Origin of the sequence: Amycolatopsis speibonae, from assembly GCF_042647925.1 — a bacterium.
In the GTDB taxonomy this organism is placed as follows: Bacteria; Actinomycetota; Actinomycetes; order Mycobacteriales; family Pseudonocardiaceae; genus Amycolatopsis; species Amycolatopsis speibonae.
Genome location: NZ_JBHRWK010000160.1, coordinates 44,946 through 58,962, shown reverse-complemented (window position 1 = coordinate 58,962; position 14,017 = coordinate 44,946). Strand labels below are relative to the sequence as shown.

Genomic DNA, 14,017 nt, shown 5'->3' with positions numbered 1-14,017 from the left:
CAAGGCGGCACCTTCGGTCTTGAAGAAGCTGACCGAGGATGGCCCGGTCGTGGAGGCCGTGTTCGAGGTCTCCCATCAGGACCTTCCCGCGAAATCCCAGCGCGTCTACCGACTGCTGAGTTTGCATCCGGGCGATCGGTTCTGCGCTGACGCAGCACGCGCGTTGCTCGATCCGGGTGCGAAGCCGAGCTGGATACGCTGGTCGTGGCGAATCTGCTGACCCGCGTCCGACATGCTCGGTACGAGATCCACAGCCTCGTCCGTGAGCATCCGATGGGCCTGGTGGGCGAGTTCGAGCACCCTGACGATGCCACAGTAAAGGGAAACCCGGCTGATCCTAGGGGTCGCGGCCGTGGTCCCCGCCGCGGCAGGAGTTTTCGTGCTGCGGAACCGGCCGAGCGAGCTGAGCGCGCCCACCACAACCGTCAAACCCGTGCGGCTCGAACTCGCCGAGCCTGTCGACCACGGCACGTACGTCCGACTCTCCTGGAGCAGCAACGAATCCACGCTGCACTACGCCGTCATCGTCGCGGGAGTGGACCTGCCGAGGAAGACGCACTATGTCGAGAGCGGCACGGCCTACCGGGTCGATGTCGAGCCCGGTCGGCGGTACTGCTTCGTCGTCCAGGCGGCCGAAAGCGTGCGCTCGTACGAAAGCGAGAGCAAGGGCATTCGCGGTGCCCGCTGCGTTCGCTAGCGCCTCAAGCCTCGTGAGTGGCAATGACGGTTATTGAGCCGTAGGGCAAATGTGTCAGGTTATTCGGCTGCGTAGCGGACTTCTTCCTTGCCGAAGAAGGCTTTGACGCGGTCTGGCTGGTTCTGGCGGTGGCGTAAGTGGGTGCGTGCGCCTGCCGCTGGTTCCTGCTGATCGCGGGGGGGGGCTTTGTGTTGCGGTGACGTGTTGTTTGAGGTCGCCGTTGAGGAGTTCGACGGGGTTGAGCTCGGGGCTGTACGGGGGCAGGAAATGCATCTCGATCCGTTCCGCGCGCTCGGCCAGCCAGGCTTTGAGCAGCTTCGCCCGGTGTGAAGGGTGCCCGTCCACGACCAGATGGATCTTCCGGTCGAGGTGACGAGTGAGCCGGTTCGAGAGGCCGAGTTCAGCCTGGCGGGCCAGCTGGAACCCGGCCTACGCGGTCCGGGGTGACAACTTCGACTGGACCGCCGACGCCGACTCCCTGACCATCGCGGTCACCAACGGCATGGGCGAGAGCGTGGACGCGGCCCTGCTCTCCGGCCTGGCCATCCACGCCCTCCGCAACGCGCGCCGGGCCGGGGTGAGCCTGCCGGACCAGGCGGCCCTGGCCGACCAGGCGATCTGGTCCCAGTACGGCGGCCGCCAGCACGTTCTCCACCCTGTTGCTGTACCTGGACATCGCCAAGAACCTGGTCACCGCGATCGACGCGGGCTCGCCGCGGATCTGGCGGGTCCGGGACGGCAAGGTGGAACCGGTCCTGCTGGAACCGCAGCTTCCTCTGGGCATGTTCGACAGCACGGTCTACGTCGAACAGGAGTTCCCCGTATACCAGGGCGACCGCCTGTTCATACTGAGTGACGGGATCTACGAGGAGGTGCACGAAGACCGCCGCTACGTCGACCTGTTGGAGCGCCAGTTGCGCAGTACGGCGGACCTTCCGCCGGGCGAGGCGATCCGGGCGCTGCCGCACGACCTGCGCACGTTCTACCAGGCCCAGGCCCAGGACCAGGACCTGGACGACGACGCGGTCGGGGTATGCCTGGAATGGGTCGGCCGCTAGGCGCTCCGGCGCAGGTGGCGGGCGAGGAACCGGGCCGCACTGTCCACTTCGGACTCTGGCACCTCGTGGTGGTCGCCGGGGTTGGCGTGCAGGGACTTCTCCAGAGAGGCGAAGGCGTCGAAGAGCGCGAGGGCCGACTCCCGGGGCAGCAGCCGGTCGTGCCACTGCACCAGGAACCGCACCGGCACGGTCACCCGGCGCGCGGCCTCGGCGAGGGCCTCCCGTCCGGCGAGACCGAGGACGGCCGCGGTGATCCTCGGTTCGGCCGCCGTCAGAGGCACGCCGATCGAGCTGCCCAGCGACAGTCCCCAGAACCCGACCGGTCCGCCCGCCCAGCCGAGCGAGGGCAGGGCGTCCAGTGTCGCCCGCCAGTCGTGTACCGCCTGCGCGGCGAGACCGGCGTTGACCTGGGCGATTCCCGGGCCGGGCGGCTCCCCGGTCACCGCGCTCTCCCGGAGGACCGCGGCCAGCGCATCGATGAGACCGGGCCGCCGCCGGTCACCGTGTCCGGGCGCGTCGATGGCCGCGACGGCGAACCCGTGGTCCCCGGCGAGGTGGCGGGCCTGGGCCAGCAGGCCCGGGGACCGCGTGTGCTGACCGCCGCCGTGGGCGAGCAGCACCAGCGGCACCTGGCCACCCGGGTCCTCGGGCAGCCACAGCACACCCGGGATGTCGCCGAGCACAAAGCGCCGTTCGGTCACCGGGTGCGCACCGTGACGCCGAGCAGCACGGCCAGTGACACGCCCGCCAGGGCCAGCAGGGCGGCGCCGTGCCCGGCCGCGAAGGTGGCGTGCATCAGCTCGGTGGCCTCGGCCGGACTGAGCCCGGAGAAACGCTGGAGGGTGTCCGCGCCGGTCCTCGGGGTCGAGACGACCTGCTCGGCCCACGGCCCCGGGACCACCCCGCGCGCCCGCAGAGCCTCATCCAGGTGCGTTTCGGCGAATCCCCGGAACAGCAGCATGCTCGCCGCAAGGCCCAGGGTGCCGCCCGCGGTGTGGAAGGTCCACGTGGAGCCGACCGCCGTGCCGGACTGGTGGGGCGGTACCGCCGACACCGCGGTGATCGCGGCCGGGCTGAGGGTGCAGGCCCAGCCCAGGCCCATCAGCACGGTCGCGACCACAACCAGCCCGAGGCTGGCGTCCGTGCCGAAGCCGTACTGGGCCAGCGCCGACGCGGCGAGGAGCACGAGCCCGGCCCGCAGCAGGGGGCGTGGGCTGAAGCGGTCGGTCAGCCTGCCGACCACCGGCGACAGTGCCGCCACGGTCACACTGATCGGCAGCACCAGCAGCCCCAGGGCGAAGTCGTCCAGACCGAGCACCACGCTCAGGTAGAGAGGCAGCAGGAACAGCGCCGTCATGATGAACATCCCGGAGGCGAACTCGACGGTGATGGCGCGGCGGAAATCGTGGTTGGCGAACAGCCGCACCGGGACCAGCGGGGAGCGTGATCTCCGGTCGGCGAACAGGAAGGCAGCCAGGGCCAGCACACCCAGCGTGACCAGCCCGAGCACCCACCACCGGCTCCAGTCCAGGGTGCCGCCCACACTGACGCCGAGCACGATCCCGGACAGGCCCAGCACAAACAGCCCGATGCCGGTCCAGTCCAGGCGGTCGTGCTGGCGCGCGTCGTGCTCCCGGCCCACACTGACCGCGCAGATCGCCAGCGCGACGGCGGCCAGGGGCACGGTGGCCAGGAAAACCCAGCGCCAGCCCGCCGTGCCGACCAGGAATCCGCCCAGGATCGGCCCCAGTGCCTGGCTGGCGCTGTTGACGCCGAACAGCACGCCCATCGCGCGGCCCCGCTGGTGTTCGGGGAAGGTGGCGTTGACGATCGCGCTGGCGGTGATGCACAGGATCGCGCAGGCCACGCCCAGGACGAACCGGCAGACCACCAAGAACTCCACCCCGGGCGCGCACCCGGCGCCCAGTGCGGACAGCCCGGCCAGCACGATGCCGAAGTTCAGGGCCCGCCGCTGCCCGAAGTAGTCGCACAGCCGTCCCGCGGGCAGCACGGAGACCGCCAGCGCCACCACGAAGATGTTGACGATCAGCTGGGTCTGCGGCACGGTCGCGTCCAGCTCGCGGGCGATACCGGGAGCGGCCGTGTTCACGATGGTCAGGTCGATGCAGGCGAGGAAGCTGGCGGTGCTGACCCCGGCCAGGGTCCACCACGGCCCAGTCACGGTTCCGCCTCCCCGGGTTTTTTCTTCTGTGGTTGCGTTGGGTTGGTGTTGTGCGGTTTCGCTCGTGCTTGTGGCTGGGTTGCGTCTCGTTCTCCTGAGGAGTGTCATGACCTAACTCCTTCGGGGCAGTACAACGGGTAGTGTGTGCAGCCGCCGCATGAACAGTCCCGGCTGCCAGAGCGGTTCGCGGGCCAGGCGGATGCCCGGTGCCGTGGCCAGCAGCGCGGACAGCGCCACCGTCATCTCGATCCGGCCTAGTTGCGCGCCCAAACACCGATGGCTGCCCCGGCCGAAACCCAGATGCGCCTTGGCGTTCCGCGTGATGTCGAAGCGATCCGGGTCCACAAAACGGCTCGGGTCCCGGCCCGCCGCCGCCGGGCACACCAGGATCATCTCGTTCGCCGGGATAGTCAGGTCCGTCAGCGGTACCGGGGCGCGGGCGAACCGTGGGGTGAGCATGCGGAAGGGGCTCTCGTACCGCAGCGTCTCCTCCACACAGCCGGAGAGGAGACCGGGGTCGGCGCGCAGCGCGGCGAGCTGGTCCGGGTGGTGCAGCAGGGCGTGCACGGCGTTCGCGATCCCGTTCAGCGGCTCCAGGCCGCCGGTCATCAGCACGTGTACCGAGGCGATCGCCTCGTTCTCGGTCAGCTCCCCGGCGGCCGCGCGGGCGGCCAGCCGGGAGGCCACGTCGTCGCCGGGGTCGGCCGCGCGGTGTCGCAGCAGCGTCCGGATGAAGGCGACCAGGTGGTCCGCGGAACGCCGCAGGTCCTCGCGCTGGAAGGAGGTGAGCAGGGCGTTGACCCAGGCTGGGAACGGCGCTTCGTCTCCGGCCGGGACACCCAGCAGTTCGGCGGTGACCGTCCGGGCCAGCGGCCGGGTGAAGTGCTCGATGAGGTCGATCTCCTCGCCAAACGGCAGCCCGGCCAACAGGTGCGCGGTGACCTGCTCGATCCTGGGCCGCCACGCGGTGATGGCCGGGCCGCTGAAGAAGTCGCTGACCAGGCCGCGCAGCCGGGTGTGGTCCGGCTCGTCCCGGTCGAGCATGTGCCGCCGCAGCGCGAGCGGGATGCCGCGCAGCTTCTCGGGGCGGAGCACCGAGGCCCGCAGGATCGCCTCCTGGTTGGCGACCAGGTCCTTGCCGACGTCCGGGTGGGCGAGCAGCGTCCGGGCGTCGTCGTACCGGGTGACCACCCAGGCCCGCAGCCCGGCGGCGTCGATGGGCGTGGCCGCGCGCTGTTCCCGGATCGCCCGGAGCGAGGGATAGGGGTCGCGCATGAACTCGCGGGTGACCAGCCGGACCGGGGTGGTCACGGGGCACCCGTCCGGGCCGCGCCCAGGGGGGCCAGCCACGTCTCGACCGCTTCGGCCGTCGCGCCCGCGTCCCCGTCCAGGATGCTGAAATGGTCAGCGGGCACCTGGACCTCGGTGTGCGGCAGGCGCCAGCCAGCACCGTGCAGCCGCTGCTCGACCGGGGTCTGCTCCTCGGGCAGCACGGACAGGGTCGGTACCCCGCTGGGCTCCGGCCGCCAGTCCGCGAGCAGCCGCAGCTGCCAGCCGATCGCGGTGAGCCGGGCCAGCCCGAGTGTGGTGCCCAGCTCGTGCTGCCGGTCGGCGAGCCGGCGCAGCGCGCGGGGCGTGAAGGTGCGGACGAACTCCTCGCCGGGCCAGAAGGTGTCGAGCAGGATCACCCCGTCCGGCGGGCGGCCCGCCTCGGCCAGGCGGGTGGCCACCGCGTGGGCGAGCCAGCCGCCGAAGGACCGTCCGCAGAGCACAACCGGCCCGTCCGGTACTCGCTGCAGTACGTTCGCGACCAGTGCGTCGAGATCGGCGGGCAGGGCCTCGCCGTCCCGGCAGCCCACCTCGTCGAGCTGCACCACGTCCCGGATCCCGGCGAAGGGGGCGGCGAGGTTGCGGTACTCGGCTCGGCCCGCCAGGGACACGATGGCGGGCAGGCACACCAGGGTGGGCTGGTGCCGCCCGGTCACGTGCCGGAACCCGCCGGTACCCAGGTGTTCCGGGGCGTCGGCGGCGGTGAAGAACGAGCGGAGCCGGGCGACCGCGCCCACCATCTCCCAGGCGTTCTCGGCGTGGCCGCCGGCACACAGCAGGCGGTACAGCGTCTCGAAGTCGCCGGGCAGCCGCGTGTCCTCGGCCGGGCGGTCCGGCGTGGCTTCGGCGGGGCTGGCGGTCAGCTCGGCCATCAGCTGCTCAGCCAGCCGGTCCGGCGTCCGTGCCTCGAAGACGACCGTCGCGGGCAGGTCGAGCGCGAGGGTCGAGGCCAGGCGGTTGCCCAGCTCGATGGCGTCCAGGGAGGTCAGGCCCTGCCGCTCGAAGTCCATTGTGGACGACGGCAGTGCCGGATCGTCCGTCTCCAACAGGGTTCGCACGGAGTCGAGCACAAGCGCGAGCAGCTGTTCCCGGTTCTCCGGCCGCGCCGGGGGCTCGTCGGGCGGTACCAGCCAGTGTGGCCGCCTCTGGAACGGGTAGGTGGGCAGCGGGTTCGCGTCGGCGGCCCGGGTACCGAACACGGTGCGCCAGTCCACCGGGGCGCCGCGCACGTGGGCCTCGGCCAGCGACCGGAGGAACCAGTGCGGCGCGTCGTCGTGCGGGGTGCTGATCTCGATGACCACGTGATCGCCCGTCGGGACCGGCTGGAGTGCGGGCCCGGGCGTCCCGGTGATGAGCAGCCGCACCGCGTCCGGCAGTGACAGTTCGCCCGCGACACAGGCCGCGGCGATCTGGCCAGGGCCGGACACCGCGTCCGGGCACACGCCGTGAGCCCGCCAGAGCGCGGCCAGGCCGAGCTGGACCGCGAAGGCCACACACCGGTCGGCCACCGGGCCGGGGCTGGAATCGCCACGCAGCACCGCGAGCAGGGACCACGGCACGTGTTCGGCCAGCGCTGCCGCGCAGTTCTCGATCGTGGCGGCGAAGGCCGGGAACTCGGCCAGCAGCCGGGTCGCCAGGACCGGCGACGGGATTCCGTTGTCTGGGAACACAAATACCGTCGAAGAGTCGGGTGACGCCGTACCTGTCAGCACGTGCGGCGAGTTGGTCCCGTCCGCCAGCGCGGCCAGGCCCGCGAGATGGCTGCCGTCGGCGTCCGGCAGGACCGCCGCCCGGTGGGGGAACAGGTTCCGGCCGGTGGCCAGGGCGTGTCCGAAGTCCGTGCCGGGCCGGGCCGCGCGCAGCCGGGCCGCCAGTACGGGCAGCACGGCGGGGTTCGGCGCGGAGAACAGCCACGGGACCGCCGGGCCGGACCGGGGCGGCACCGGCTCGTCCGGGGCTTCCTCCAGCACCACGTGCGCGTTGGTGCCGCTGAGGCCGAAGGCCGACACCCCGGCCCGCCTCGGCCGGGTGGACCGTGGCCACGGCACCGGCTCGGTGAGCAGGCGCAGGGCCGCAGAGCCGATCTCGGGGCTCGGCTGGTCCGCGAGCGGGGTCCGGGGCAGGGTGGCGTGCCGTAGCGCGAGCACCATCTTGAGCACCGACACGAGGCCTGCGGCGGCCTGGGTGTGCCCGACGTTCGCCTTGACCGACCCCAGCCACAGCGGCGTGTCGTACACCGCCGCCAGGGCCCGTGCCTCGACCGCGTCCCCCAGAACCGTGCCAGTGCCGTGCGCCTCGACCGCGTCGATCTCGGCCGTGGTGAGCCCGGACGCCCGCAGCGCCTGGGCGAGCACCGCTTCCTGGGCGTGGCCGTTCGGCGCGGTCAGGCCGTTGCTTGCCCCGTCCTGCACCACCGCGCTGCCCCGGAGCACGGCCAGTACCGTGCGGCCCTGCTCGCGTGCGTCGGACAGCCGCTGGAGCACCAGCACGCCCGCGCCCTCGGCGAGCCCGACGCCGTCCGCGCTGGCGTCGAACGGCTTGCACTGTCCGTCCGGGGCGAGCAGGCCCTGCCGGTCGAACTCGACCAGATTCGCGGGCGAGGACATCACCGTGACCCCCGCGACCACGGCCAGGCCGGCCTCGTGCCGCCGCAGTGCCTGGCCCGCCAGATGCAGGGCGACCAGCGAGGACGAGCACGCCGTGTCTACGGTGAGCGCCGGGCCGTGTGTGTCCAGCAGGTAGGCCAGCCGCCCGGACGCGGTGCTCGCGGCGGTGCCCAGGCCCAGGGCGCCGTCGTAGTGTTCCGGCGCCGCGAACCAGCTTGGCGCGTAGTCCGAGGCCATCATGCCGACGAAGACACCCGTGTCCGAGCCGCGCAGTTCCCGCTGGGTGAGCCCGGCTCGTTCCAGGGCCTGCCAGGCGGTTTCCAGGAGCACGCGCTGCTGCGGGTCCAGCGTCCGGGCCTCGCGTTCGGTGAGACCGAAGAACTCCGCGTCGAAGTCCCCGGCGGCGGCGAGGAACGCGCCGTGCCGTACCGAGGTCCGGCCCGCCGCCGGGACGGCGGAGTACAGCTCGTCGAGCGGCCAGTCCCGGTCCCGGGGCAGCTCTGTGCGCACCTGTCCGCCCTCGGCGAGCAGGGCCCAGAACGCCTCCGGGGAGTCGATGCCGCCGGGCAACCGGCAGCCCAGCCCGATGATCGCCAGGGGTTCCCCGGTGTCACCCCGCACCGGGGACGGAACCGCGCGCCGGCCCCCGGCGAGGAGCTGCGCCACCGCCCTCGGGGTGGGGCAGTCGAAGATCAGGCTCCTGGACACGGCGATCCCGGTCGCCGCCGCCAGCGCGGTGGCCAGCCGTACCCCGGACAGTGAGTCGAAACCCTGCCGGTGGAAGGGCTCGTCCGGGGTGACGGGTGCGCCGATGATGTCCGAGGCGAGCTCCCGGACCAGCGTGAGGGTGTCCTGTGGTTCGCCGAGCCGGGCGATGGCGAGGTCCCGGACCTGGTGCCGCGCGATCTTGCCGTTCGGGGTGCGCGGCAGGTCAGCCACCACAAGCATCACGACCGGCAGCGCGTGCCGGGCCTGGCCCTGGGCGAGCAGATGCTCGGTCACCTCCGCCAGCGTGAGGCTGTGTCCATTGTGGACAGTGCAGATCAGTGCGGGCACTTCGCCGAGCCGGTGATCGGGACAGGCGACCACCACGGCCTCCCGGACCGGCGCGAGTGCGGTGATGGCGCGTTCCAGCTCAGCCGCGTTGACCTTGCGGCCGCCTACGTTGACAAGGTCCGTTGTCCGGCCCCGCAGCGTCACGAACCCGGCGTCGTCAATGCTGGCCAGGTCACCGGTGCGGAACCAGCCGTCGGGGGTGAACGCCTGGGCGGTCAGCTCCGGTTCGCCGTGGTAGCCGAGGAACATGGTGGGGCTGTGGAACTCCAGCTCCCCGGCCGCGCCCACCACGCGGGCCTGTGCCCCGGTCACCGGGCGGCCGACCGTGTTCAGGGGATCGCCCGGCCGCGTGTAGGTGCCCGCGCCCAGTTCCGTCATGCCCCACTGGATGACCACCTCGTCGGCCAGCAGCTGACGCACCTCGCGCACCAGGTCTTCCGGTACCTGTGCGCCACCGGTCCGCACCTGGCGCAGCCTGCCTGGTGCGTCTCCCTGGAGGATGTCCCGCAGCTGGGTGGGTACGGCGAACAGCACCGCCGGTCCGGTCGCACGCGCCAGGTCCTGGAACGCCTCGGTCCGCCAGGTGGGCAGCAGCGCCTGCGTGGCCCGGGCCAGCACGCAGACGTGCACGGACAGTAGGCCGAACAGGAAGCTGAACGGGCTGGCACTGACCAGGACCTCACCGGCCCGGGGCGCGCCACCGTCGGCCAGCACCGTCGCGGCGTTGGCCAGCAGCCCGGCGTGGGAGTGCACGCAGATCTTCGGCCGCGCCGAGCTGGTCCCGGACGAGGCCACCAGCACCAGCGGGCTCTCCGGGCGCACCTCGACGAGCACGGGCGCGGCGTCCGCCCAGTCCTCGGCCAGACGGCGCAGCGATCCCGGCACCGTGGCCGGACAGTCCGCGAGCAGCAGGTGTTCTGGCCGCCCAGCGCCGAGGGACTGCCACGTCTCGGTGCCTGGTTGGTCCCGCCACCGCTCGGGCAGAACCAGCATCGACGGCCCGGTGCGGTCGAGCAGGAGCTGGAGCTCCGCCTGGCCGCAGTCCAGCGGCACCGGCAGCAGTACCGCGCCGATCATGGCCACGGCGACGTGCAGGACCAGGAACTCCTCGGAGTTGGGCAGCCGCACCGCGACCACGTCCCCGGGCCGCACCCCCAGTTCTTGCAACCCCCGCGCGACCGCGTTGGCTTGCCGCTCCCACTCACGCCACGTGCGAGCACCCTCCGCGCCGTGGAACGCGATCCCGTCCCCGCTGTCGGCGACGGCCGCTTGGAAGGCCTCGGGCAGCGTCAGCATGTCGGTTCCAGCCGTACTGGCAGGCCAACCAGCTGCGTCATCAGCGGCGTGTACAGCCGGGGCAGCTCCTCCTCGGGCACCGCGAGCTCAACGTGCCGGAACCGCCGCAGCAGGACCGTGATCGCCACCTTCGCCTCCAGCCTGGCCAGGCTCGCGCCCACACACCAGTGCGGGCCCAAACCGAAGGCCAGGTGTGGGTTGTCGGTGCGGTGCACGTCGAAGGTGTCCGGATCGGGGAAGCGTGCTGGGTCCCGGTTGGCGTCCGGCAGCGCACACCCCACGATCTCCCCGGCGGGGATCTCCACCGCGCCAACGCGCAGCGGCTTGCTGAAGGACACCCGGAAACTGGTGATCCGCAGCGGGGTCGCGTGGCGCAGGATCTCCTCGACCGCCCCCGGCAGCAGCGCCGGGTCGGCGCGGACCGAGGCCAGCTGCTCGGGGTGAGTCAACAGCAGGCACAGGCCCCGGGTGATCATCTGTGTGGTGGCGGTCTGGCCCGCGATCAGCACGAGCATGACCAGCGAACACTGGTCGTCCGCACTGACCCCGGCCGTGCTCAGCTGGGAGATAAGGTCCTCGCCCGGGGCCAGACGTTTGCGCTGGCCCAGGTCCCGCACGTACTCCAGCATCTCCGCGGCGGCCACCAGGGTACGGTCCTGGATCCGCAGGACGTCGGCGGCGAAGACGTCACACCAGGCCCGCACCCGCGCGCAGTCCGCCCGCGGAATGCCCAGCAGGTCGGCCAGCGCCAGCGTGGTCAACGGCTTGGTGTACCGCGTGAACAGATCAGCCTCCGGCTCGTGCGCGAAGGAGTCCACCAGCTCCTCCGCGATGCGTTCGGCGGCGGGCCGGAACGCGGCGGAGGCCCGTGCGGTGAACGCGCGCGAGACCAGTTTCCGCATGCGTGTGTGGTGCGGTGGGTCGGTGTTGAGCAGGTCGTTCTCGAAGATCGCGCGTTCCCTCGGGGGCAGCGCGGCCAGCGGGGACCGCTTGCCAAGACTGGACTTGTCGTTGGACAGGCCGGCGTCGTTGAGGACCTGCCGGGCGAGTTCGTAGCTGTGCACCAGCCAGGCCCGCCGGCCGCTGGGCAGCGTCACCTGGCGCACCGGTTCTCCGGTTGTGTTGTCGAGGAAGTCAACGGGCATGACGGTCTCCTGGGGTGTCGGTGACGATCGGTGCGATGCCCAGGTGCAGCTGGGCCAGACCGCGATGCAGCGGGTCCCGGAAGCTGACGTTGCGGTGGCTGATGATCGTCGACAGGTCCCGGTGCACCCGCTCGAACCACGTGCCCGCGGCGAGCACCGTGGCGCCCACCGTGCGCAGCAGCTCCTGCGCCACGATGTCCCACACCTGCACCGTCACCTCGCGCGCGATCGCGGCCAGCCGCTGCTCGTCCAACGCGCCGTAGGGCTCGCCGCCGTGCGCTCCCCGCGCGCACAGCGCCATGTGCTCGTCGGCGCAGTGCAGCAGGGCGGCGCGGGCGGTGGCCAGCCGGGCGAACGCGGCCCCGTACCACCGCTGGTAGTCCGGGTCGGCCAGGCGCGGGCCGACCGGCGGGAAGCAGGTCCGACGGGTGCGCAGCTGTTCCTCATAGGCGTCGAGTGCCTGGTAGCCCGTGCCCACCGCCAGCGCGGCGATCGTCATCGTGAACACACTGCGCGATCTGCCCGCGTACAAAGGGTTTCCGTGCAGGCGGAGTCCGGGCGTGCCGTCGCTGACCTCGGCCTCGCCGACGTTGAGGTCCGGTATCGCCCAGTGCTGGGGGATCCAGGCGCTGTCGCGGAACTGGATGCTGTGCGAACCACTGCCGCGCAGGCCAAGCGAGTCGCCCCAGTCGTCCAGCATCGTCCACTCGCTGCGCGGCGCCACGTACAACAGCGGTGACTCCGCCGTGCCGTGGGCCGGCACCGCCTGGCCGAGGAAATGGGTGGAGTAGGGAATGCCGGAGCAGTAGCCGACCTTGCCGGACAGGGACCACCCGCCGTTGTTCTCGCTGGCCGTCACGGTGGGCGCGGTCACCGCGGCGGCCCGGAAGTCCCCGTCACCGAACAGCTCCTCCTGTGCCCGCTCCTCGAAGTACGAGCCGACCTGGAGCGAGTGCCCGGCGGCCAGGCCCAGGCACCAGGCGGTGGAGGCACAGCCCCGGGCCAGCTCGATGAGCAGGCGGAGGAAGGTGGGCACGTCGAACTCGAGGCCGCCGTAACGGTGCGGTACCAGCGTCCGGTAGAAACCCGCGGCCAGGAACGCCCGGTGTAGCCTCTCGGAGTAGTAGGTACGTCGCTCCGTCTCGGCCTGGTTGGCGAGGAGAACCGGCCGGAGCGCGACGGCTTGGCGCACAAGCCATTCGGGTGTGTGGATGGGCGCTGCTGTTATCCCGCGAGGAATCGACATGCCCCGTTCCGTTCCGAGTGAGTGAAGGTAACATTCCCGTTGGTAGACCACGTGAACGTCACACTAACTCGGAACCAGCCTCAGGAAGAACGATTTTGAGCAGTGTTTTCACCGTTCTCTGGATAACGATACTTTTGGCTACCTGATCCGGCGGCCGCGATACACTTTCGGCCAGCCGCCGAACTCAGACCAGTCCGTTCAGATGCGCGTACACCACCGCGTGCACCCGGTCCCGCAGCCCGAGTTTGGCCAGGATCCGGGACACGTGCGTTTTCACGGTCTCATCGCCAACATGCAGCTGGGCCGCGATCTCCGCGTTGCTGTGCGCGTTCGCCACCAGCAGCAGCACCTCCCGCTCCCGCGCGGTCAGCGTCTCCGGCAACGGCGGCGCCGAGGGTGGTGCCAGGCTGCCGGCGAACCGGCTGATCAGCCGGTTCGTCACCGACGGATCGATCAGGGCGTCCCCGCGCGCGGCCACCCGGATCGCGGTCAGCAGCTCCTCCGGCGGCAGGCTCTTCGACAGGAACCCGCTGGCTCCGGCGTGCGGCGCGCGGTAAACGTTGGACAGCCCCGGCTTTCGTGGAGACATGGTTCTTCGTCTCATGCCGCAGCCGGGGGCTGCTCGGGTGTGTCGTGCCAGTAGTCCTGTTCGAACTCCAGTGGCGGGCGATGCCCGCACCACGAATGCAGCCTCTCGTTATTGTACCAGTAAATCAATTCCGCGATAGTCGTCATGACCTCCGCGACATCGTTCCATGAATCTTCCTGACCAATCACCTCTTTCTTGTAAAGCGCGTTGACGGACTCCACCAACGCGTTATCGTAGGAGTCGCCTTTCCGGCCGACAGAACGCGCGATTCCCGCGTCGGTAAGACGGTCGGCCTAACGGATCGCAGTACACCTCCGCCCAGACAGTGCCGGGACAACGCCGTCGCTGAATTGTTTTTCGCCACCATCAAAGCGGAACTGCTCGACCGTCGCGGCTGGCCCTCCCGCACCACCGCGCGCAAGGCGATCTTCGAATACATCGAAGGCTGGTACAACACCCGCCGACTGCACTCCAGTCTCGGCTACCTCGACCCCAACACCTACGAACCCAACCGCCACGCGACAGAAGACAGAGTCGTCATCAAGAGCTGGACCGGCTGCATGGGCCTGGTGACCCGTCGACAGCGTGCCGTCATGTACAGGGCGGACCACTACGTCCTTGGTCATCTGACCAAATCCGTGAAGCGGGGGCTGCGGCGAACCTGACGCCACGTGCTGAAGGACGTCGCCGAGTGGTTGAAGGCCCACCGGAACGGCAGACACGGGCTGTCAGGGCCACGTGAAGGGAAAGTAGCAACCTTCACAAGAACTGGAAATGATTATCGTTCTCTGTTAGAACAGGGGCACCGTCTGA

The 14,017-nt window shown here is 70.9% G+C and carries 12 protein-coding genes and 1 pseudogene; 4 read left to right on the top strand and 9 right to left on the bottom strand.

The annotated features are described in order from the left end of the window. Positions 1–19: 19 nt before the first annotated feature. Both ACFOSH_RS43605 and ACFOSH_RS43600 read left to right on the top strand, forming a co-directional pair. Positions 20–220, top strand: a complete 201-nt coding sequence (locus ACFOSH_RS43605; RefSeq protein ID WP_378247614.1) for a hypothetical protein — start codon at positions 20–22, stop codon at positions 218–220. A gap of 159 nt (positions 221–379) precedes the next feature. After that, complete coding sequence (locus ACFOSH_RS43600) at positions 380–697, top strand: hypothetical protein (protein ID WP_378247612.1); 318 nt, start codon at positions 380–382, stop codon at positions 695–697. A 54-nt stretch (positions 698–751) separates the two neighbouring features. On the opposite strand, the gene ACFOSH_RS43595 is transcribed toward ACFOSH_RS43600, so the two are convergent. Continuing rightward, positions 752–1,114, bottom strand: a complete 363-nt coding sequence (locus ACFOSH_RS43595) for a transposase (RefSeq protein ID WP_378247666.1) — start codon at positions 1,112–1,114, stop codon at positions 752–754. Between the two features lie 239 nt (positions 1,115–1,353). On the opposite strand from ACFOSH_RS43595, the gene ACFOSH_RS43590 reads away from it, so the two are divergent. Further along, a complete protein-coding gene (locus tag ACFOSH_RS43590) occupies positions 1,354–1,755 on the top strand; it encodes a SpoIIE family protein phosphatase (protein WP_378247664.1) in 402 nt (133 codons plus the stop codon). On the opposite strand, the gene ACFOSH_RS43585 is transcribed toward ACFOSH_RS43590, so the two are convergent. From ACFOSH_RS43585 to ACFOSH_RS43550, 8 genes and pseudogenes are all read right to left on the bottom strand, one after another. Next, positions 1,752–2,456, bottom strand: a complete 705-nt coding sequence (locus ACFOSH_RS43585; protein WP_378247610.1) for an alpha/beta hydrolase — start codon at positions 2,454–2,456, stop codon at positions 1,752–1,754. The genes ACFOSH_RS43590 and ACFOSH_RS43585 overlap by 4 nt on opposite strands. Further along, entirely contained in the window at positions 2,453–3,937 is a 1,485-nt protein-coding gene (locus tag ACFOSH_RS43580) for an MFS transporter (RefSeq protein ID WP_378247608.1), read from the bottom strand. Before ACFOSH_RS43580 ends, ACFOSH_RS43585 begins: the two co-directional genes overlap by 4 nt. Before the next feature lie 111 nt (positions 3,938–4,048). Further along, positions 4,049–5,248 (bottom strand): cytochrome P450, encoded by a 1,200-nt coding sequence (locus tag ACFOSH_RS43575; RefSeq protein ID WP_378247606.1) that lies wholly within the window; start codon positions 5,246–5,248, stop codon positions 4,049–4,051. Then, positions 5,245–10,224, bottom strand: coding sequence for a type I polyketide synthase (locus tag ACFOSH_RS43570; protein WP_378247604.1), 4,980 nt, complete (start codon positions 10,222–10,224; stop codon positions 5,245–5,247). Before ACFOSH_RS43570 ends, ACFOSH_RS43575 begins: the two co-directional genes overlap by 4 nt. Further along, the gene (locus ACFOSH_RS43565; RefSeq protein WP_378247602.1) at positions 10,218–11,369 is read right to left on the bottom strand and encodes a cytochrome P450; all 1,152 of its coding nucleotides are present in this window, start codon (positions 11,367–11,369) and stop codon (positions 10,218–10,220) included. The genes ACFOSH_RS43570 and ACFOSH_RS43565 overlap by 7 nt, the downstream gene beginning before the upstream one ends. Continuing rightward, complete coding sequence (locus ACFOSH_RS43560; protein WP_378247600.1) at positions 11,359–12,615, bottom strand: acyl-CoA dehydrogenase family protein; 1,257 nt, start codon at positions 12,613–12,615, stop codon at positions 11,359–11,361. Before ACFOSH_RS43560 ends, ACFOSH_RS43565 begins: the two co-directional genes overlap by 11 nt. Before the next feature lie 184 nt (positions 12,616–12,799). Further along, positions 12,800–13,174: pseudogene (locus ACFOSH_RS43555) on the bottom strand (response regulator transcription factor); the annotation flags it as partial. A 41-nt stretch (positions 13,175–13,215) separates the two neighbouring features. Further along, the gene (locus ACFOSH_RS43550) at positions 13,216–13,473 is read right to left on the bottom strand and encodes an integrase core domain-containing protein (protein ID WP_378247662.1); all 258 of its coding nucleotides are present in this window, start codon (positions 13,471–13,473) and stop codon (positions 13,216–13,218) included. On the opposite strand from ACFOSH_RS43550, the gene ACFOSH_RS43545 reads away from it, so the two are divergent. Then, complete coding sequence (locus tag ACFOSH_RS43545; protein ID WP_378247660.1) at positions 13,375–13,869, top strand: integrase core domain-containing protein; 495 nt, start codon at positions 13,375–13,377, stop codon at positions 13,867–13,869. The two genes, ACFOSH_RS43550 and ACFOSH_RS43545, sit on opposite strands and share 99 nt — an antisense overlap. Positions 13,870–14,017 lie beyond the last annotated feature (148 nt).